This window comes from Paenibacillus sp. FSL P4-0113 (assembly GCF_038009305.1).
GTDB classification, from domain to species: Bacteria; Bacillota; Bacilli; order Paenibacillales; family Paenibacillaceae; genus Paenibacillus; species Paenibacillus polymyxa_D.
The window spans coordinates 2,495,191-2,514,847 of record NZ_JBBPAZ010000001.1; the positions used below are offsets into that span (position 1 = coordinate 2,495,191).

The window sequence follows — 19,657 nt, forward strand, 5'->3', positions numbered from 1 at the left end:
TTCAGAAAATTTTTCATATTTACAAGAAATTATAGAATAGTTTTTACAACCGTACAAGCTAATTTAATTGACATATTGTCAATTACAAATCGACTTATCTGCTACCTGAAAGGACGACAAAAAAGCTCTGATGATCCGGGAATATGGATCATCAGAGCCTTGTCCTTAAGACATTTAGGCAATGCTTTCTTTCTCATTCAGAGCGCTAGACAGTTTCAACAGCGGGGCCTGCTCCGTTACCTCTCCTTGAGCGATTGGAAGGACTTCAGTATATTCGGAAGAATTCGTAATGATAACTGGCGTAATCGTAGGATAACCCTCTGCCCTGATTTGCTCAACATCAAACTCAAGCAGTAGGTCCCCAGCTTTCACCTGATCGCCTTCTTTGATATGGGACGTAAAATGTTTACCGTCCAGCTTGACCGTATCTACTCCGACGTGAATCAGAACTTCTGCGCCATGATGCGAAACAACTGCAAGCGCATGTTTTTTCTTGAACGCCACGGTGATGGTTCCATCGAACGGGGCTACGACTCTGCCCGTTGTCGGTTGGATGGCGATACCTTTACCCATAGCTTCCGAAGCAAATGCTGGATCGGGAACCTCCGACAGAGCGACCACCGTTCCTTCAATCGGGCTTAGTACCTCTTCATTAGAAACTGCAACTGTAGATGTCGATTCTTTAGCCGAATTGTTAGTAGTTTCCTCTTCTTCAACTGGATCTTCAAAACCTAAAATATAAGTCAAAATGGCCGACACCAGGAATGAAACGGTAATCCCTAAAATCAATCCTGGGAAGCCTTGTCCGCCAGGACCGTAAAAGATCGGCAAGGTCAGCAATCCAGGTGCGCCGGAGGCAAATGCTTGCGTTCCCGCTTGACCGATAATGGCACCACCGACAGCACCACCGATAATACCTGCAATAAACGGACGTTTCAACGGCAGCGTAACCCCATAAACTGCTGGCTCCGTGATGCCGAATAAAGCGGTAAGTGTAGCGGAACCCGCTAGTGTTTTCAGCTTTTTATTTTTCGTTTTCAGCATAACACCGAACGAAGCGCCGGTTTGAGCAAAGATGGATGCCGCAGCGGAAGGTTTGATCCCGTCTCTGCCATTAACAGCAATATTATTAATGAATACAGGTACAAGACCCCAGTGAACACCGAAAATAACGAGCAACTGCCAGCAAGCACCAAGAATTGCTCCAGCCAGCAGCGGACTAAAGCTGAACGCAGCAACGAGCGCGGTAGCGATTGCGTTGCCCACATACACCCCGACTGGACCAAAAACCATCAGGGTCAGAGGAAGCATAATTACAAGTAGAATCAAAGGTGTAATAAAGTTTTTGACACTCTCATGGATCACGCGATTGCACCATTTTTCCAGCTTACTCATGACGATAACGGCTAAAATTATCGGAATAACGGTAGATGAATAACTCATCATCACAATAGGAATACCGAAAAAGTCTGTAGGTGTACCTTCTGTTTTCAACGTGACAATGGTCGGGTAAAGCAGCCCTCCGGCGATGGTCAGAGCAACGAAGATATTACCTCCAAATTTCCGTGCCGTTGTAACCGCTAACAAGAGCGGCAGGAAATAAAACAAGCTGTCAGCCGCAGCATACAAAATCATATAAGTAGTGTCTTTCGAAACCAACCAGCCGAGGTTACTCGCAATCAGCAGTAGACCTTTCAAAATACCGGACCCCGCCATAACTCCGAGCAACGGTGCAAAAATACTGGAAATTACGTCGATTACAGCGCCAAACCCTTTCTTGCCTTTAGCTGAATGATCTTCTTTTCCAGTTTCATTTAAAATGTTGGATACTTGGCCGATGGCATTATACACTTCTGGTACTTTGTTGCCGACCACAACCTGGAACTGGCCACCGCTCTGCTTGACCGTAATAATTCCATCAGTTTTCTCCAGCTTTGCCTTGTCTGCTTTTGCCTCATCTTTTAGTACAAAACGCAGGCGCGTGGCGCAGTGTACGAGCGATACTACATTTTTTTCGCCGCCTACCAGGTGCACAATTTCTTTAGCCAGTTGTTCATAACTCATGATGGACACCTCCATGTTCTAAGGGGCTTTTTACCATATTTAGGCACACAAAAAACCTAAGCCTTGAAAAATGGTGGGCACTTGAGTCCCGCAATTTTTCATGACTTAGGTTTTGCCTGCATAACCAGTAACAATCCCAGTTAAAAATTATTAAATTCCTGTTACTCACATAATACATTTAATATACCATATTTGTCAACAGAAACATTTTAAATATATTTTTGATTCTTTTTTACTAAAAAAGTTCAACTTATCTGTTCACCACTCGTTCAATATGCACAGTCAAATACAGCTTTTCTTCGTTCGTCAATTCGTGATTGTATTCTTTTTTTACAAAGGTTCCGATTTTCTCAGTACAAGCAGCTGCTTCCTTGTGCTTTTCCTTAATCATGTCATACAAATGGTCATAGTTATTTTCATAGTGATTTCCCTTAAATACGCGCTGGGCAAAAAATTTCAGATGCGTAATAAAGCGGAAATAACTCAAAGAATCCTCGTCAAAATCAACCTTAAAATGGTACTTTGCGATATTGATAATTTGCTGGATAAACTTCGTGATACTCATGGTTGTAATGACTTCCTCGTTCATTTCAGCATTTACGATGTGAAGGGCAATATAAGCTGCTTCATCTACAGGCAGTTCAATATCGAGCTTTTGTTTGATTTGTTCCAGCGTTTTCAGACCTATCGCAAATTCTTCTTTGTATAGCTGTTTGATTTCCCACAACAACGCGTTTTTGATTTCCAATCCTTCCCGGTATCTTTCAACAGCGAAATTGATATGATCGGTCAGCGAAACATAAATATTTTCGTTCAGCTTTCTATTCAGATTATGCTTGGCGTCATTTATGACTTCCTCTACAATCATGATCAAATCAAGCGGTACCTCACGTAACAGCATTTTAAAGTTATCGGACGTCTGTTTGTTTTTCAGAGCAAATACCTTCTGAATTCTGGTTTCGTCTACTTTGTCTCCAGGCTTTTTCTTAAAAGCAATCCCCCGCCCCATCACCACGAGTTCGGTACCGTCCGTCTGGTAGACGCTGATTACATTGTTGTTGATGACCTTTGCTATATTCATCTTGATCCCCCGTTCCATATGCCAGCAAGAGCCACACTTGCTCCATCCTATTTATTGTAAACAGAAAAAAACCGAAGCACGCCAAATAAACAAGACTGTAACATCTTCTTATTTGTGGCTTAGGTTTTGCCTGCTACGCAGTAACAATCCTAAAAATGATGGAATTGCGTCAAGTATAGCCCGAAGAGGAACGATTGTCAACGCTTTCAATGAAGAAACGAAGATCGGAAATCCCCGTGGGCCCGGGATGTCCGATCCTATTTACTTGTGGTACGATTATTCGCCCAGATTTTCTCCGTCGGAATGAATTACGTTTTTGTACCAGTGGAAGCTTTTCTTTTTAATCCGTTTCAACGAACCTTCGCCTTCGTTGTCGCGGTCCACATAAATATAACCGTAACGTTTTTTCATCTCTCCTGAGGAAGCGCTGACAATGTCAATAGGTCCCCAACTTGTGTAACCGATAATTTCGACTCCGTCTTGAAGAGCCTCACCCATTTCGGCAATATGCCGCTTGAGATAGTCGATCCGGTAATCGTCGTTAACTTCTCCTTCAGGCGAAACCACATCATTGGCACCAAAACCGTTTTCCACTACGAACAGAGGCTTTTGGTAACGATCATGCAATTGGTTGGCTGTGATGCGGAATCCTTTGGGATCGATCGTCCAGCCCCATTCGGACTTATCCAAATATGGATTGGCTACGGAGCCGAATACATTACCACTGGTCATATTCTTGACGATTTCCGGGTCTGTGCTGGTCGTCCGGCTTGAATAATAGCTGAATCCGATATAGTCAACGGTGTGATCTTTCAGAATGGCTGCGTCGCCTGATTCCATCTCAATGTTTAATCCATGATCCTTAAAGAAGCGCTTCGCATAACCAGGATATTCGCCGCGTGACTGAACATCAATGAAGAAGTAGGACTCGCGGTCTTTTTCCATGCCCTGATATACATCTTCGGGATTACACGTATACGGATAGAAGCTGCCGGCAGCAAGCATACAGCCAATCTTCGCATCTGGGATAATCTCGTGACACGCTTTTACAGCCAGCGCACTTGCAACAAGCTGATGATGTGCAGCCTGGTACTGAATTTGTTTAACGTTTTCACCTTCTTGAAAAACAAGACCGGCGCCGAGAAACGGCAAATGGAGAAGCATGTTAATCTCGTTAAATGTCATCCAGTACTTCACTTTATCCTTATAGCGGGTGAATACTGTTTTGGCATAGGTTTCAAACAGACCTACCAGCTTCCGGCTCCGCCAGCTTCCATACTTCTCGACCAGATCCACTGGCACGTCAAAATGAGCGAGAGTAACGACTGGCTGAATGCCATGTTTATGCAACTCGTCGAACAAATCATCGTAGAATTGCAAACCTGCTTCATTGGGAGTAGCGTCTTCTCCTGTTGGAAAAATACGAGCCCAGGCAATGGAAACACGCAGCGCCTTAAATCCCATTTCTGCAAATAGCGCGATATCCTCACGATAGTGATGATAGAAATCAATGGCTTGGTGGGAAGGATAGAATTCGCTTTCAAGTGGAGTCAGTGAAGGAACATTCCCTTTCATTATGCTTCTTCTCTTCTCTCCGGTAGGCAGCAGATCCACCAGACTCAATCCTTTACCATCTTCCAAATAAGCGCCCTCAGCCTGATTGGCAGCAAGAGCACCGCCCCATAAAAAGTCTTTAGGAAAAATATAACTGGACATAAACATTCTCCTTCCAAATGTGTAATAAAAGGGGTAGCGAAGGGTGACAGACAATAAAAAAACCCAAACCAGCCTGTATACACTTACCGTGTAAACAAGCCAATTCAGGTTATGCCCTATCGGTAACATCCCATGAAAAGGTTATACGTATTTGTTTGAAACTCTAACAAAGATTTGGGAACCTGTCAAATTCATTTGATATAATAACACGCAATTAACAAACCAACAGCATTACTTCAATCGCCTATTGGGTAGTGAGTGAATAGAAGGACCAAACCCAAGGTGGCGATCGACAGGAAGAACGAAGAAATCGGTGATCTACTCAGTCGCTAATTTAAAATATTTTGTTGCAAGAAATTTAGGAAATCCCTTTGCATAGAGCCAAGAGGAATAATTTTTTTGATTATCTTGAACCTCCAATGCTGTCCTTTACTGTTAAATGACCATATTGCAGAAGACAGATATATGGAATGATATTTTTGTTCTTGTAAATCAGCTACTTCAAATTCAACTTTCTATACTACTTTAGTGGGAAATAGATTGAGGAAAAGGATAATAATTTTATCATTATTTAGGAGTAATATAGCTCGACTTGTCCAAGCCGAAAGGCTTTGAGGAGTTGAATAGCAGATAAGCATGTTAGGTTCTCTATGCGATTCAGTTAGCTTATTAATAGTTTTTTTGTTAATGAATATCATAAATCAAATACCCTTCTATTTGGATGTTCAAATGAAATAACATTTTAAAGAGTATCTTCCGAAATATTCAAAACTCGAATTGTTTCCAGTTGTTAATCCGTTTCATAAACTGGCCGACATGAAGCTTAGTCTTATAAAACCTCTAAAAAAACACGTTATTCGCCACATTGGATTTAAGCCACAGCCATAGCCCCTCTACTGGATTTAGGTTGGGACTATAGGGCGGAAGAAAGACCAGGTGCAGGTGTAGATGTTCCTATCTCATTTGACAATATAATTAGTCTCATTTAATGTTATGAACCACATCTGGTGCCTCTTTTATCTGATATAACAAAGGAGGATAACCATTTCGAAATACCAGAACATCAGGCACATGTAACCAAAATTTTTTCTCTAATTTTTTTGTTTTATATGGGATGGGGACTTCAACGGGTTGAACATAGTAATATAATGTTGAAACATCCATCTCTAGAAAATAATAAAATAAACACTCATTCAATGAGTGGTACTCGACAGTACGCTTCATCTTTCTACTGTGAAAACTTCCGATGATGTGAGGCCTTTGCCAGCTGATTTTATTATCTACTCTCCGTTTTGGTGAGAATTCTTGGTCTTCTTGTAGCCAGTTTTTATTATTCTACATTAAAGATTCCATGTAGAAAACCTCCCTTCCTGGTAATCAATATTACCAACCTCCAAAGTGTAAATAACTCGGCTATAATGCAATGCTAAGTTTGACTTCTGGCCCACAGTCCGTTATCAGATATGGTTGCTCGACAAGAAACACCGTGCTGAAAATGCGGTTTTCCTCTTTAGGAATATATCCCCTTCTCCTTTCGGGTAACAAATTAATTAGCTGATCTAGTTTTTATCTTTTCATAAATAAAATTATGAATAGAGATTTTCACATGTAACCTCTAAAAAAACGACACTACATATTTTCTGCAGCGTCGTCTCGTTAGTGTTATTTTTAATTGTTGTTTCAAAGTGTCTTATGGCAGTTATTAACCACATATAGCTTGAATTAAACACGTCCTCAGAATATCTAAAGTAATTTAACGATACGGATTCAATTCAGACAATAATCTTTCTTATCTTTTAATAATTCATGCCTTTTATTTTCTTATAGAGCACAGTGTAAATGTATCCGGTAGATATATTTTTAGCTTCGCGGTATTATCAATTTCTGTCATGAAGAACAAGTCCTTGTACTTCTCCGAGTATTCTTCGAATCGTGTAGGTCCCGCCATAGCTCTAATGAACTTCTTTGCCCATTAGACGTCCTTGCATTTTTTTCAGCCGCTCCAGAGCTCCTTCTTCATCAATGGCCATGTCGTACATTTGGTGGGCAAGCTGGAACCCTTGATCACTGACCAGGGCTTGTTTCCATGGACGGGATATAATGGAGTGGGACAGATGTCTCGTTGAACGCGGTGCCTGCATGATCATCTCCGCAAGCTCCCATGCGCGAGGAAGAAGCTTTTCCCGGGGCAGGACTTCACTAACGATGCCCAGGTCCAAGGCGGTTTGACCATTGATATTCTTGCCGGTGTATGCGTAATATGCTGCTTTCTTGAAACCGATCATGTTCTGCAGTGTGAGCAGCATTCCATCTCCGGGAGGTGTGCCTCCCAGATAATGAGGATCAAAAAAGTCCGCGTCTTCAGTACAAATGGTAATATCGCAGAGAGTTGCGAGTTCACAGTGCGTTCCCGGCCCGTTGATCGCCCCGATGGTGGGGATGTCAATGCAGAATATCAAATTTTCAAGCAGTCTCAGCGATTCATGATACTGTTCGAGCTTCTTTTGCTTCGGCCAGTCCATAAATTTTGTATTCCAGACCTCAGGGTCCCCTATTACCCATTTATCCCCTGTTCCTGAAATAATCATTACCTCGTTCTCAGGGTCGCGGCCAATATCTGACCATGCATGGGACCATGCCGTATGGGCTTCCCAAGAATGCTTGTACGGCCCTCCGTCGGTATGCAACCGTACTTCGATGATTCCGTCACGGCGGGTCATTAATAGAAATTCCTTGTATTTCTCCGAGTACTCTTCAAATTTGGTTGGTCCAATCATACGTCTCTCTGTCATTTCAATTCCTCCTGGTTTTGTTGAGATATTATCTATTACTTTCAAGCCAATCTCTGGCGAAAGCAGCGTAAGCCGCAGCCCCTTTGTACAGCACCTCATCCGAGAACATCGTCTTTGGATGGTGCACAGGGTAACCATAGCCTTCCTCGGTATTGCCTGCGTTAAGAAATACTGAGGTACTTGGCACCGCTTGTGAGACAAATGCGAAGTCTTCCGATCCCATTAATTTCCCGCCGGGTATCAATTGGGTTATACCGATTAAGGAACTGGCGCCAAAAGTGTTTGCAATCGTAGTTCTCATTTGACGGTTAAGCCCGCTGTCCGTTTTCACCTCAGGACATCCCCTGGTATAGATCACATCCACCTTTGCCTGAAAAGTTTCTCCGATACCTGCAGAAATGTCGTGGATACGGGTTTCCATTTTGTCCCGCAATGCGGCGTTAAATGTGCGTACGCTTCCTTTCATTCTGGCCGTATCGGGAATCACGTTGTTTGTACTTCCGCCTTCCATCACGCCAATGGTAAGGACGGCACTCTCAACTGGCGGAATTTCACGGCTGAGAATACCCTGCAGCGCCAAATGAAGATGAGCAGCCACATTTAACGGATCGACCGCGGCACTCGGCATTGCTCCATGTGCACCCCTTCCGCGGATGATGATTTCGAACCAATCAGAGGAAGCTGAGATAGCTCCACCGGCCTCAGGCACTACAAATTGCCCGATAGGAATTGGCATTCCGGTCAACACATGAAGCATCATGGATGCATCCACCTTAGGATTGTCAAGAATCCCATTCTTAAGCATCATCTTTGCCCCGTGCAGAGTCTCTTCACCCGGCTGAAACATAAGCTTAACCGTCCCGCGAAGCTGCTCTTCGTTGGCCTTCAGGATCTCCGCAGCTCCGAGCAGCATGGAAGTATGCAAGTCATGACCGCATGCATGCATGTTTCCGTTCAACGACGCAAAAGAAAGCTCCGTTTCTTCTTGAATGGGCAGCCCATCCATATCCGCACGGATAAGAATCACCTTCCCGGCATGTTGTCCGCCGATCGTAACCATTAGACCTGACTCTCCTACGGGAGTAGGCTCAAGCCCCATCGACTCCAACACCTCTTTTACGTAGGCAGTTGTCCTCGGCAAACTTAAATCAAGTTCCGGAACCGCATGAAGATGATGCCTGTGCTTGACCAATTTGTCCTGCAGCTGATGGGCCATACTCAAAAAATCTCCAGCTTCTTCAATCACAATAAACATCTCCCAAAGCACAAATTGAATGAACGTAAGAACAGGGTAAACATTCCCCCCTTCATATTTTAAGACTTTTTAAGAACACTTTTATCGTACTTTTAAATCCATTCGCTGTCAAGAGAAAATAAGACATTTTAAGAACATTATTTTAGAGGCTGCCGGAACATTGAAATATCACATTTATTATGATATAACTCTTTTGATTGAACTGTTTATGAAAGGAATCTATCATGAAAATCAAGCTGGGTATTATCACGCCTGAGACCCATATGGACTATTTCCGCGCCATTGAAGAAGAAATGCGGCCCTTATGTCAGTTCAGGTTTCTTACAATCAGTAACTTCCGGGAAACAACAGACATCTATCTCAAAAACTTAGATTCGGTGGATGGATTTGTGATCAGTGGCAGGATGCTTTACGAGTCAATCGATAAGGAATGCCTGGATGAAAAAGTACCTGTTCACATTTTGCAGGATGATGAAAACCTGCTTTACAGGGAACTTTTCCGGCTGCTGGTTACAGAACCTGGGCTTGATATATCCCGGATCTATGTGGATTATGCGTATATAATCAAGTCTTTCAGCGAATTCCAGCAATACCTGACTCATGAGGGAAAGCCCATTGACAGCGGTGATCTGCTCGAACGGGTGGAGACAATGCTGGAGAACCATATCACTCTATGGGAAGACAAGAAAATAGACTTGTCCATCACCGCGTTCGGCCACTTTGTTCCAGAACTCAAAAAGCACGGAGTCAGATATATCTTAATCCGGCCCACTTTGGAAAACGTTAAAGAGACCATAAGAGAGATCATCAACGAGATTACTATCCTCAAGCTTAAGAGTCAGAGGGCAGTTGTCGCATGCTTATCGACCAGAACGGCGGATCCGCTATCTGAAGAGCAGCTTCATGAGCTAAAGGTCCTTGTCGGCAGGTTTCTGCGCAGCGTGAATCTGGCAGACACGGCCCAAATTTCGGAAGGCTTTGTCAGACTATACACCACCTACGGAAATTTCATGAAAATCACCACTAACGCGCATAACTGCACCCTACTGGAGTATCTGGAAGAGCGCATAAGCGACAAGGTGAAGATCGGGTGGGGCTCGGGACATGAATATTTTCAAGCTAACATTAACGCCACCAAAGCTCACAGACAGGCGGAAGCCTTTACGGGCAGCTGCAGCTTTTTTATAAACGAGGATCAGAAGGTTATCGGCCCAATGCGGAGCATGAATGTCATACAGTTCTCTGAACAGGGGGACCCGGAAATCATCGCGTTAGCCAAAACTATCGGAATAAACAACATCAACTTGCAAAAAATCATGTCCTATGCAGAAATCATGAGAACAAATAAATTATCCTCTGAGGATGTTGCTGGCTGCCTGTCCATGACCGTCAGAGGTGCAAACCGTATCCTTAACAAAATTGAAGAAAGTAAATACGTACAAACGGTATTTGAAAAACGAGACAACAGTAAAGGGCGACCCAAAAAATACTACGAACTGTTGTTTCTTGACAAAGAAGGGCGCAAATTAAGCAGATGACACTCATTGTTACGCTTGCCATTTCGACTTTAAATTAATGGAAAAAAAGGCACATTTTCAAAACTGAAAACGTGCCTTTTTTTTGAGCTTGATTTACCAAGCCAAATCACTTCCTGGCCGGACGACCAGCTCTGCATATGCTGCCCCCTCATCTGCGAACAGCCTAAAAACATTATTTAACTCGAATTTGTTTCTTTAACAACATGATTTGTCCGATATGATATGCATTATGAATACTTAAATTAGAAACAACTCCCCACCAAGGAGCATTAAAATATTCTGAAAGTTGTTTTGTGAGCTTTGATTCATCTGTTTCTTCTAAAATAACTCTCCAATTGCTAAATACATTCTCAAGTCTATTTAATGTTTCCTTCCAGCCTAAATCATTCAATTGATCTTGAGTCAAAGAAAATGTCTCATCATTGTTAATAGCATTATTTAATATAAATTCTCCTGCCTTAAAACGCTCAAGCCATGTTTCATTCCAATAAATAAGATGATTCACTATAGACCATATGGTTTGTTTATTGTCATTCTCAGTAACTGCTTCCGTTGCTGTTAGATCATCCAGTATATCCGCAAGAGGAATGAACCAACTCTTATCGTTATAACATGCAGTTAATTGATCTATTAAAATTGATTTATAGGTCATCAAATGCTCCTCATCTCTTAATCGATTTAGGGTTCTTTCGGATAACGTTCCTATATTCACGACTCAGCGAATGCCGGACCCAGGACGAAAGTCCGCAGCATGAATATTATGTTAGATGTAACGGCCTACTTTGAATTACCTTCAGTCGTTCTTACAAAAAAAGAACACCAAGCCACTTCTACACTTGATGCTCTTCTATCCATTTTTGTATGTTCTCTTCTGTGAATTCACCTTCTGCAGTCTTCAATCCCAATTCAACTAATTCTTCTTGCTCGTACTTTACAGAAATCTCATTTAAACGTAGTAAAAGCAGCATTGTTGCTACCCCTATTCGTTTATTCCCATCAATAAATCCATGATTCTTTATTAAGCAAATGTAATGACAGATATTTCCTTTATACTTCCTTCGTAAAGTTCCTGTCCATCGAAAGCTGCTTCTGCTTTCTTTAGAGCACTTTCAATTAGTCCAAGATCTCTAACTCCATCGGAGCCACTAGTTGCCTTAATAATCTTAGTATGGAATTCAAGAATTTGTCCCAGACTAAGACTCTTCATTTAGCTAACTCCCTAAGTGCCTCAATATTTTCATTCACAATATCGTCCATGATCGACTCCATTTGCTTATTGCTACGATTCTTTAGGAATTCAACGAAATCAATCACTTCAATTTTCTTGTCATCAGGCAATGCCAAAAAGTCTTGAATAAGTTTCTCTTCAATGCTCACTATGCATACCTCCTGCACTTCTTTGTTCTTTATTATACACTAAAGTCTGAAGGGAACTAACATCTGCTTCCTATGTTGTTTGGTGTTGCTGGTATTTCAGATAACATTTCTGTATTTACGACCCAGCGTATGCTGGGTGTCTGGCAGCTCCCACTCCCATAAAACCCCTCTGCCGGGCCCAGGGGCATGCCCGCCGCGTGAATATTATGTTATACGATGGGCATTTCATCACTGAATATACTCATCAAAATTTCTCGAATATATACTAATTGAATAACTGCAATCTTGCTTGCAGGATCGAGTGATCTTAATGACAGATCGTATTCCCTACAATCAAAATACACAGAACCACTTCTCAAACTAATCTTGTTTGCTTCTGGGATTTCACTTACTCCTCTTAGCAGATTCAATTTCTCCTCTCTACTTCTTGGATCATCTGGATCCCATTCTGTTATTAATGGGAGAGTTCCATGCGTAACTTTATTCCTAAGATTTTTAACTTTCTTCAAATTATCAATTACATCTTTATTATAAACTTTTTGTTTTTCTAAATAGGTAATCAGATTGTTAAATGTAAATTTATCGCTCAATGAAAATGGATCTTCTATCAGTTCGATGCTGGTTGAACCAATGAACATAATCGTATAATTCCAACTTCAAATGACGAAGATTTTGAAAGTTCATCTGGTTCACGAACTCCGTTTTCATGATCTTATAGGTGGCTTCGGCCACGGCGTTGTCATACGGACACCCTTTCGCACTCAGCGATCGACCGATTTCAAACGTCTCTAAAAGCTCATTCATCTTTTGATTTTTGAACTCGCTGCCACGGTCGGTATGAAACCACTGAATCTGATGCAGATCGCCTTTCACGGTCGCAAAGGCGCGAGAAATCAGTGCTGCATCCTTATTAGGGCCAGCACTATGACCGATCATTTCTCGATTGAACAGATCGATAAGCACACAAATATAGTGCCACTCGTTCTGGACTTTCACATAGGTTAGATCACTGACCACCACACGTTTGCTTTCCGTTTGGTTGAACTTGCAGTTCAGTGTATTGGCTATAGCCGCTTCATTACAAGCGGCTTTATGGGCTTATATTGTGCCACAGTGTATGTCGAAACCAGTCCCTGTTCTTTCATGATCCGACCGATTCGACGTCTGGAAACCACGAGCCCTCGCTCGTGAAGCTTAACTTTAATCTTTCGAGTGCCATACGCTTTTCGATTTTTGTGAAAAATGTCCACAATGGCTGTGGTCACTTCGTCTTCTGGCGACTCTTCGTTGGCTTCATAGTAAAACGTACTTCTTGCGATTTGCAGGACGTCACACAATGCTGATACCGAGTATTTATCCCGATTATTCTGAATGATAGCTACTTTCGTCCCATGATCAGCGCGGCTTGCTTTAAAATATCATTTTCCATTTTGAGGCGTTGAACTTCTTTGCGTAAAGTGATTAGCTCATTCTCTTCTGGCGAGCGATTGTCCTTCTCTGAGAAAGAGCCTGTCGTTTGGCCTTGTTTAATCCAGCGATCCAAAGCCGAGGCGGTGAGGTCATATTCCTCCACCAGATCCGCTCTGGACTTTCCGTTCTCATATAATAGCACCATTTGCTTCTTGAACTCTGCTGTAAAGGTACGTCGTTGTTGTTTTGGCATTGTAGAAATCCGCTCCTTAGGATAATAGGTTTATTCTACAAGCCCTCATTTTTATTGCCCAACTAAGTGTAGCCGATCCACCCTTGGGAAAAATCATCTAATAGATAGCTGATTATTTCTTCCTTCTTCATTAGCCCCCCTAAAAAAGCACGCCAATGCCGAATATTAAATCTCCATGTTTATAACTACCTAAGGATAAAACAGAGTAAAAAAACTCATAAAAATGATAGATTTATTATCATCCTTACCAGGAAATTAAACATTTATTCATTCTTTTCAGTATCAATTTCTTTTTAAACATTTCTTCTCCTAAGAATTGCACTAATAAACGAGTTTTCCTTGAGTTTCGGGATACGTAAAAACGCCAAATAGCCCCTATCTATAAATCAGATGGGAGAAGAGCTAGAATATATCCAAGTTTGAAAAAGTGGCAACAAGGAAATCAAATGCTTTTCGATCTTCAATATCCAGGAATTGGGGAAACAGCACAAACAGGTACATCAAATAGTGGAACAGAAACAAACTGTTTCCTTGGCTGTCAAATCCCACTCTAAATTAGAGTACTTTTTTTCGCACTCGCAGTGTGTTGTTGAAGAGCCAAATCTTTCGCCCATTTATAAGCGATGAATTGATCTATCACCCTTCTAGATAGTTGTGGATCCGATCCAATCTTTTTGCATACGAGAAACTTCTCCCGCAGGTCTAAACTATGGTGAGTGCTTACTGAAACAGGCTCTTAGGCAGCAATTTTGCCTGCTGCTAGCGGTAATTTTTGTTGTGAATTTCTATAACAGTCCCCATATTCGAACATTATTCTAGATAATGAAGCTGTTAATTCATTATTTTAGTTAGGGTTTACTCGTGAAACAAGAGATAAATCAAAGTATGAATCCATATAAGGATGGCGATCCTTTTGGTTCCTCTCATATACATTAAGAAGCTGAATATGTAAATTATATATATCTTTATAATTAATCTTAATCTCCTCCCTTTTTATTTTATAACCAGCATAGCCATATAGCAAACGAAATAGACATATGATATCTGTTCGGTGAAAATAAAGTATTAGACTAGAGTTGTTGATTTAGCGAGGTTTTTGAACTGAAGAATCGTCAGCTTTTGAAAAATAGGTTTTCGACTGAACAATTAATATAAAGCAGCGGCAGACCAAGACTTGATAAATAAAGCCTTAGACTGCCGCTGTTGTCATTCAACTAACAACCACCTATTCTGAATTATCAGCTACCAATAACTTTTCGATTCCATCCTCTTGTAAGTGTCGGATTAGACAAATGCACAATCAGCTGGACATCCCAGGTTCTCGAAAACTGTGCGCGCAGCAGAATCTACTGGCAGGAAAACCTCAATTTGCGGATATAAGCGGCCGCCTGCGGAAATCGAAACCTGTCTGTAGCGTACGGGAATAAGGTCTCCGGAGCTTTCCATTCTGGCTAGAATTGTTTGTATTTGATCAACATTTCCCCCTACATCCGGCACACTCAGATATTCGCACGCGTTATATTTCTGAACTCTATCCAGCAATTTTTGATACCACGCATCATAACGCGAGAGCATGTGCTCACTCTTAAAGGCTTGTATTCCGTTTATGATGTGCTCCTCCCACTGCTTAAACGACGCCTTGTCAAACGTGGAGCGGGACCGGATAGGAAAACCAGAATTAAAATGTAAATCGACCCTATTCATTAAACCGTCATATGAACGGTCGAGAGGGATTTCGAACAATTGATGAAACGGCTCATTTAATCCCTTGATGTCCTGAGTATGTGTTACGACCATGGCGGGAAAAGGAATACTCCTCATCGTTTGCTGAGCCCACTCTAATGCACGCTCCAACGACCGTCCATACAATTCGGTCTGAATTGGAAGAAAACCGGCTGCCAAAAGCAAATCGTTACGCTCGTTGGATGTACACTCAAGATATTCTGCAATATTTATTATCGTCTGGCGGGTCGGTATGCGGCGGGTACGTCCAACCAGCAAATTTTTATACGAAGGAAAAGCCTCGTCGTTTAGCTCTTGTTGAGTAAATCGTTTCAAGGACGGTTGAGGTTGATCGACAAGCTTTTGCTGGCGTTTTATCCGCAGGGCTTCAATTTCTCCCATTACGATTCTATGTCTGGAATTCTCCGTATCTATATCCATCTTCTCTTCCCTTCTCTTATGAAGTGTAGTTCTGCACTTGGGCCGAACCTTTATTTAAAGTATACTCCTCATTGAAATGAAGGTCATCTAATGACCATAACCAACATGGAGGAAAACCGATATGATTCGTACTATTGTTATTGATCCGCATGCCCCGTCTCTTTTGGCCTTCAAGGAAGTTGACGCCCCGCAGCCTAAGCCATGGGAAGCGCTTGTGCAAGTGAAGGCCGTCTCACTCAACCGCGGTGAAGTGAGTGACGCTAAAAATCAGGAAATTTCTAGCCGTCCTGGCTGGGATTTCGCCGGGATTGTCATCGAGCCGGCAGAGAACGGCGCAGGACCGCAAAAAGGGGCCAGGGTTGTTGGTTTGCTCCCGATGGGAGCCTGGAGCGAGCAAGTGGCTGCTCCCGTATCGTTGTTGGCCGAAATCCCAGACAAACTCACTTTTACGGAGGCGGCTACCCTCCCCGTAGCAGGGCTCACGGCTCTTTATGCACTTCGAAAAGGCGGCATGCTGCTTGGCAAACGGATTTTCATTACAGGCTCTAGCGGCGGAGTTGGGTTATTCGCCCATCAGCTTGCAGTCCAATCCGGCGCATACGTTGTAGGTACGGCAAGCACGGAAGAGAAGGCTGAGCTTGTTCGGGAGGTCGGATCCGACGAAGTGATCATTGGATATTCCGCAATTTCATCAGCCAGCAAATTTGGGCCGTACGATCTGATCATCGATTCAGTAGGCGGCAATGCACTGGCGGCGTTGCTGCCGCAGCTAGCGCCCCAAGGGATTTGCGTTGCGGTAGGATTTTCCTCTTCAAATACCGTAATGATCGATATGAAGAATATGGTGACCAGCGGAGGAAGAACCTTGTACAGCTTCTTTTTAGGTGAGGAACTCACTCGTCAATCAGCCGCGGACGATCTGAGTTTGCTGGCCCGGCTGGTCACAGATGAGCGGTTAATCCCACGAATCCAAGTGGAGGCGCCTTGGACCGAAATTGACACCGTTGCCCGTAATCTTATGGAACGGAAATTCTCGGGCAAAGCCGTGCTTCACTTAGATTGATTATATAAGTTTGCAACTATAATCCCAGGAATCTAAAAACGAATCTGAAAAAGAAACGGCAGTAGTACACCCTTACTCGTTTGAGTGGGAGTACCGCTGCCTTTCAATGAACCCGGCTATTTGACCTTTATATTTCGTATAGTAATCCATCCAGCTTTAATATCAACACAGTTATTCCTCTGCCCTCAGTGGCACCGCTTTAAGAATGTTCATTTTCTCTCACTATTCTGCCAGTTGGCTTAATGAAATGCTCACCAGTCTAATACTTTATTTTCTAAGTCTAGTACTTTATTTTTCAGTCTAACACTTTATTTTCTTCGGACAATATCAATTTAATATTTCTCAGAATTAATCAACAAATGAGATAAATGATGGGTACCGTTTCGCCTCAGCTTAACAATACAATCTAAAAACAGGTTTGCTAATTATCTAAATATCCTCGAAAGCTAAAGACAAACTTTGCCTGAGTATCGACGGATGTAATCCTCCAAAAAGCAGAAAGAGATTTGAATGGGAATAGCAATTTCCCAAAAACGGGTTATCATTTCACCTACCATCTATAACGTAAGAACAGCCCCGAAATAGAAAGCTTTTCATCGGGACTGTTTAGGTTAGATATTAAAAGGTCCTGTAGGTAAGAATATATATAACAAAATTTTATTGTAGCCGAGAAGAGGTTATTTTCCCTTTAGATAATGTTTGTCTTACTTCTTGTTATAAAAAATTTTCTGTCCTTTTTCACCATAAAATAAGAAAACTTAGATTAATCATTAACAGATAATTTTGTATTTGGTTAGCCTTAATTACCGGTTTTATTGGGTTTTCGGGGACATTGACTGTCTCATTTAGATGGTATAAACAGTCTCAATTGATGTTATAAACCACAGCCCCATGTTCACTCTCTTAGTTTCGTTGTCTCATGGCCTCAAATAACAGCACCGTAGAAGCCATCGCCGCGTTCAGTGATTCCGCTTGCCCCTGCATCGGAATGAATATCGACTCATCCACCATGCGCGCAGTAGCATCAGAAATACCTTGGCCTTCATTCCCAATCACAAGCCAAGTGGAAACACGTAAATCTATGGCATAGCATGATAAGCTCGCATCCAACGAGGTGCTGAGCAAGCGGGCACCTTTACTTTTGGCCTGCGGCAAAAGCTCCTCCAGACTGCCTTCAATCACCGGCAGATGAAACAACGATCCCATCGTGGAGCGAATCGTTTTGGGATTGTACAGGTCGGCGCAGCCATGACCCAATATTACGCCTGCGGCTCCAGCAGCGTCCGCGCTGCGGATGATGGTGCCTACATTGCCGGGGTCCTGCACCCCGTCCAGCACCATTACCAGTGCATCCGGCTGCTCCAGCAATGCCGGGAATGCGCTGCGCTCCTCCTTACGCACGATGGCAAAAACCGACTGCGGCGTCTTCGTATCGGTGCATTTTGCAATGACCGCCGCTGACACGGGAACCCATTCCACCGGCTGGTCGGCTGGATCCAGGCCATTCAGCTCGGCGGGAATGCCCTTGTCCAAATCATAGGCGACGGTTTCGACAGCCGCGTCCGAACGCAGCGCTTCCTGCACCAGATGAATACCCTCGACAATATATTTATGCTGCCGTGTGCGATGCTTTTTCTCCAGCAGTTGCGCCCACTCTTTTACACGCGCATTATTCGGTGAAATGATTTCCATTCGTTTAACCTTCCGTTTCTTTGTCCGTTTCAATAAAAATAAATGATGTATCACTTGCACTTGAACACAAGCCCTCATTAGGCTGCAAATGCCAGCTCCAGCTTGGTCAGGTCATCCTTGTGGCCCACAATGACCAGTACATCACCCGGCTCCAGACGATCCTCGGCATAAGGTGAAATGTTCATTTCCTGATTTCTGCGAATCGCCATCACATTGCAGCCGAAGCGTGCACGTATGTCTAACTCTTTCAGGTTTTTTCCAATCATGGAATCGGCGGCTCTCATCTCCAAAATACTGTAGTCCTTGGACAGCTCGATATAATCCAAAATGTTGGGGGATGTCAAATGATGGGCTACCCGTAACCCCATATCCCGTTCAGGATAAACGACTTTATCTGCACCTATCTTTTGCAACACTTTTCCATGCAGCTCATTTTGTGCCTTGACCACAAGAGCTGGTACGCCCATGTCCTTGAGAATCAATGTCGTCAGAATACTGGCCTGTATATCTTCGCCAATCGCAACTACGATTACGTCAAAATTACGGATACCCAGCGCTCGCAGCGCTTCCTCATCCGTCGAGTCGGCAGACACCGCATGCGTCACAATATTCGACATTTCCTGTGTACGCTGCTCGTCCGAGTCAATAGCCAGCACATCAAAACCCATCTCACTCAGCGCACTGGCAACACTGGAACCAAAACGTCCCATGCCAATAACCGCATACTGTTTTTTTGCCATTCCTTCTTTACCTCCCGATCACCATACTGTCCGTCATAGTATAGCATATCATGCTACAAACATAAATTTTGACATACTTATGCCAAATGCTTCTCCATGTATACTGGACAACAGCCCAAGCCATAATACATTCGATCACTACTACAACATACGGGAGGTACACATGCCCATTACAATGGATTTACGACAAGCAATTGTTCACAAAGTACACGGCAAATCAGAAGCTGATCTTACGGATATGATTATTGGGTCAGTGGACGGACCTGAAGCCGCTCTGCCTGGATTGGGTGTCATTCTTGAAATCGCTTGGAAGCATATGAGCCCAAATCAACAGCACGATTTCGTCCATTTGGCACATGAACAAATCGATAAAATCAAACCCGTGCCTTTAACCTAGCTCTAGCTATTTAACTTTTTGTTCCAATTTAATTGTGCTCATTATTTTACCCGTATTCGAAAATGAAAATAGTCCACTCGCATTCACATCGAGTGGACTATTCGTTGTATACACTA

At 42.8% G+C, this 19,657-nt stretch carries 15 protein-coding genes and 4 pseudogenes; 3 read left to right on the forward strand and 16 right to left on the reverse strand.

The features are described from left to right. Positions 1 to 174: 174 nt before the first annotated feature. The 6 genes and pseudogenes from MKX46_RS10545 to MKX46_RS10570 form a co-directional block, all read right to left on the reverse strand. On the reverse strand, positions 175 to 2,064 hold the full coding sequence (locus MKX46_RS10545; protein ID WP_341071234.1) for a beta-glucoside-specific PTS transporter subunit IIABC: 1,890 nt from the start codon (positions 2,062 to 2,064) through the stop codon (positions 175 to 177). Between the two features lie 250 nt (positions 2,065 to 2,314). Further along, on the reverse strand, positions 2,315 to 3,145 hold the full coding sequence (gene licT / locus MKX46_RS10550) for a BglG family transcription antiterminator LicT (RefSeq protein ID WP_029518185.1): 831 nt from the start codon (positions 3,143 to 3,145) through the stop codon (positions 2,315 to 2,317). A 276-nt stretch (positions 3,146 to 3,421) separates the two neighbouring features. Continuing rightward, the gene (locus MKX46_RS10555) at positions 3,422 to 4,861 is read right to left on the reverse strand and encodes a 6-phospho-beta-glucosidase (RefSeq protein WP_029518184.1); all 1,440 of its coding nucleotides are present in this window, start codon (positions 4,859 to 4,861) and stop codon (positions 3,422 to 3,424) included. Between the two features lie 843 nt (positions 4,862 to 5,704). Then, a pseudogene (locus MKX46_RS10560) lies at positions 5,705 to 5,803 on the reverse strand (transposase); the annotation flags it as partial. Between the two features lie 1,010 nt (positions 5,804 to 6,813). Beyond that, on the reverse strand, positions 6,814 to 7,653 hold the full coding sequence (locus MKX46_RS10565; protein ID WP_029518183.1) for an enoyl-CoA hydratase/isomerase family protein: 840 nt from the start codon (positions 7,651 to 7,653) through the stop codon (positions 6,814 to 6,816). Between the two features lie 28 nt (positions 7,654 to 7,681). Next, the gene (locus MKX46_RS10570; RefSeq protein WP_069012662.1) at positions 7,682 to 8,908 is read right to left on the reverse strand and encodes a M20 metallopeptidase family protein; all 1,227 of its coding nucleotides are present in this window, start codon (positions 8,906 to 8,908) and stop codon (positions 7,682 to 7,684) included. A 224-nt stretch (positions 8,909 to 9,132) separates the two neighbouring features. Between MKX46_RS10570 and MKX46_RS10575 the strand changes: the two genes are divergently transcribed. Beyond that, positions 9,133 to 10,446: a hypothetical protein gene (locus tag MKX46_RS10575; protein WP_029518181.1), complete on the forward strand. Its 1,314-nt coding sequence runs from the start codon at positions 9,133 to 9,135 to the stop codon at positions 10,444 to 10,446. A 172-nt stretch (positions 10,447 to 10,618) separates the two neighbouring features. On the opposite strand, the gene MKX46_RS10580 is transcribed toward MKX46_RS10575, so the two are convergent. From MKX46_RS10580 to MKX46_RS10610, 8 genes and pseudogenes are all read right to left on the reverse strand, one after another. Next, positions 10,619 to 11,098 (reverse strand): DinB family protein, encoded by a 480-nt coding sequence (locus tag MKX46_RS10580; RefSeq protein WP_029518180.1) that lies wholly within the window; start codon positions 11,096 to 11,098, stop codon positions 10,619 to 10,621. Positions 11,099 to 11,276: 178 nt separating this feature from the next. Further along, the gene (locus tag MKX46_RS10585) at positions 11,277 to 11,414 is read right to left on the reverse strand and encodes a hypothetical protein (RefSeq protein WP_239645226.1); all 138 of its coding nucleotides are present in this window, start codon (positions 11,412 to 11,414) and stop codon (positions 11,277 to 11,279) included. A gap of 21 nt (positions 11,415 to 11,435) precedes the next feature. After that, positions 11,436 to 11,486 (reverse strand): annotated as a pseudogene (locus MKX46_RS25575) (hypothetical protein); the annotation flags it as partial. Beyond that, on the reverse strand, positions 11,465 to 11,653 hold the full coding sequence (locus MKX46_RS10590) for a hypothetical protein (RefSeq protein ID WP_204366477.1): 189 nt from the start codon (positions 11,651 to 11,653) through the stop codon (positions 11,465 to 11,467). The pseudogene MKX46_RS25575 and the gene MKX46_RS10590, both read right to left, overlap by 22 nt. Next, the gene (locus MKX46_RS10595) at positions 11,650 to 11,823 is read right to left on the reverse strand and encodes a DUF2281 domain-containing protein (RefSeq protein ID WP_080658656.1); all 174 of its coding nucleotides are present in this window, start codon (positions 11,821 to 11,823) and stop codon (positions 11,650 to 11,652) included. Before MKX46_RS10595 ends, MKX46_RS10590 begins: the two co-directional genes overlap by 4 nt. Positions 11,824 to 12,032: 209 nt before the next feature. Continuing rightward, on the reverse strand, positions 12,033 to 12,413 hold the full coding sequence (locus tag MKX46_RS10600; protein ID WP_029518179.1) for a hypothetical protein: 381 nt from the start codon (positions 12,411 to 12,413) through the stop codon (positions 12,033 to 12,035). After that, a pseudogene (locus tag MKX46_RS10605) lies at positions 12,403 to 13,486 on the reverse strand (IS3 family transposase). Before MKX46_RS10605 ends, MKX46_RS10600 begins: the two are co-directional and overlap by 11 nt. Before the next feature lie 1,284 nt (positions 13,487 to 14,770). After that, positions 14,771 to 15,649, reverse strand: coding sequence for a hypothetical protein (locus MKX46_RS10610; RefSeq protein WP_029518177.1), 879 nt, complete (start codon positions 15,647 to 15,649; stop codon positions 14,771 to 14,773). Positions 15,650 to 15,770: 121 nt separating this feature from the next. On the opposite strand from MKX46_RS10610, the gene MKX46_RS10615 reads away from it, so the two are divergent. Next, the gene (locus tag MKX46_RS10615) at positions 15,771 to 16,712 is read left to right on the forward strand and encodes a zinc-binding dehydrogenase (RefSeq protein ID WP_029518176.1); all 942 of its coding nucleotides are present in this window, start codon (positions 15,771 to 15,773) and stop codon (positions 16,710 to 16,712) included. A 903-nt stretch (positions 16,713 to 17,615) separates the two neighbouring features. Here the strand turns inward: MKX46_RS10615 and MKX46_RS10620 are convergent. After that, positions 17,616 to 18,404: a TrmH family RNA methyltransferase gene (locus MKX46_RS10620; protein ID WP_029518175.1), complete on the reverse strand. Its 789-nt coding sequence runs from the start codon at positions 18,402 to 18,404 to the stop codon at positions 17,616 to 17,618. Between the two features lie 77 nt (positions 18,405 to 18,481). After that, a pseudogene (locus tag MKX46_RS10625) lies at positions 18,482 to 19,147 on the reverse strand (potassium channel family protein); the annotation flags it as partial. A gap of 160 nt (positions 19,148 to 19,307) precedes the next feature. Here MKX46_RS10625 and MKX46_RS10630 point away from each other — a divergent pair. Further along, the gene (locus tag MKX46_RS10630) at positions 19,308 to 19,541 is read left to right on the forward strand and encodes a small acid-soluble spore protein SspI (protein ID WP_016819939.1); all 234 of its coding nucleotides are present in this window, start codon (positions 19,308 to 19,310) and stop codon (positions 19,539 to 19,541) included. The last annotated feature ends 116 nt before the right edge of the window (positions 19,542 to 19,657 follow it).

Coding starts and splice junctions, on each gene's coding strand:
- MKX46_RS10630 (WP_016819939.1), top strand. CDS start 19,308: ATGCCCATTACAATGGATTTACGACAAGCAATTGTTCACAAAGTACAC.
- MKX46_RS10610 (WP_029518177.1), bottom strand. CDS start 15,649: ATGGATATAGATACGGAGAATTCCAGACATAGAATCGTAATGGGAGAA.
- MKX46_RS10555 (WP_029518184.1), bottom strand. CDS start 4,861: ATGTCCAGTTATATTTTTCCTAAAGACTTTTTATGGGGCGGTGCTCTT.
- licT (WP_029518185.1), bottom strand. CDS start 3,145: ATGAATATAGCAAAGGTCATCAACAACAATGTAATCAGCGTCTACCAG.
- MKX46_RS10575 (WP_029518181.1), top strand. CDS start 9,133: ATGAAAATCAAGCTGGGTATTATCACGCCTGAGACCCATATGGACTAT.
- MKX46_RS10545 (WP_341071234.1), bottom strand. CDS start 2,064: ATGAGTTATGAACAACTGGCTAAAGAAATTGTGCACCTGGTAGGCGGC.
- MKX46_RS10565 (WP_029518183.1), bottom strand. CDS start 7,653: ATGACAGAGAGACGTATGATTGGACCAACCAAATTTGAAGAGTACTCG.
- MKX46_RS10585 (WP_239645226.1), bottom strand. CDS start 11,414: ATGCTGCTTTTACTACGTTTAAATGAGATTTCTGTAAAGTACGAGCAA.
- MKX46_RS10590 (WP_204366477.1), bottom strand. CDS start 11,653: ATGAAGAGTCTTAGTCTGGGACAAATTCTTGAATTCCATACTAAGATT.
- MKX46_RS10580 (WP_029518180.1), bottom strand. CDS start 11,098: ATGACCTATAAATCAATTTTAATAGATCAATTAACTGCATGTTATAAC.
- MKX46_RS10570 (WP_069012662.1), bottom strand. CDS start 8,908: ATGTTTATTGTGATTGAAGAAGCTGGAGATTTTTTGAGTATGGCCCAT.
- MKX46_RS10615 (WP_029518176.1), top strand. CDS start 15,771: ATGATTCGTACTATTGTTATTGATCCGCATGCCCCGTCTCTTTTGGCC.
- MKX46_RS10620 (WP_029518175.1), bottom strand. CDS start 18,404: ATGGAAATCATTTCACCGAATAATGCGCGTGTAAAAGAGTGGGCGCAA.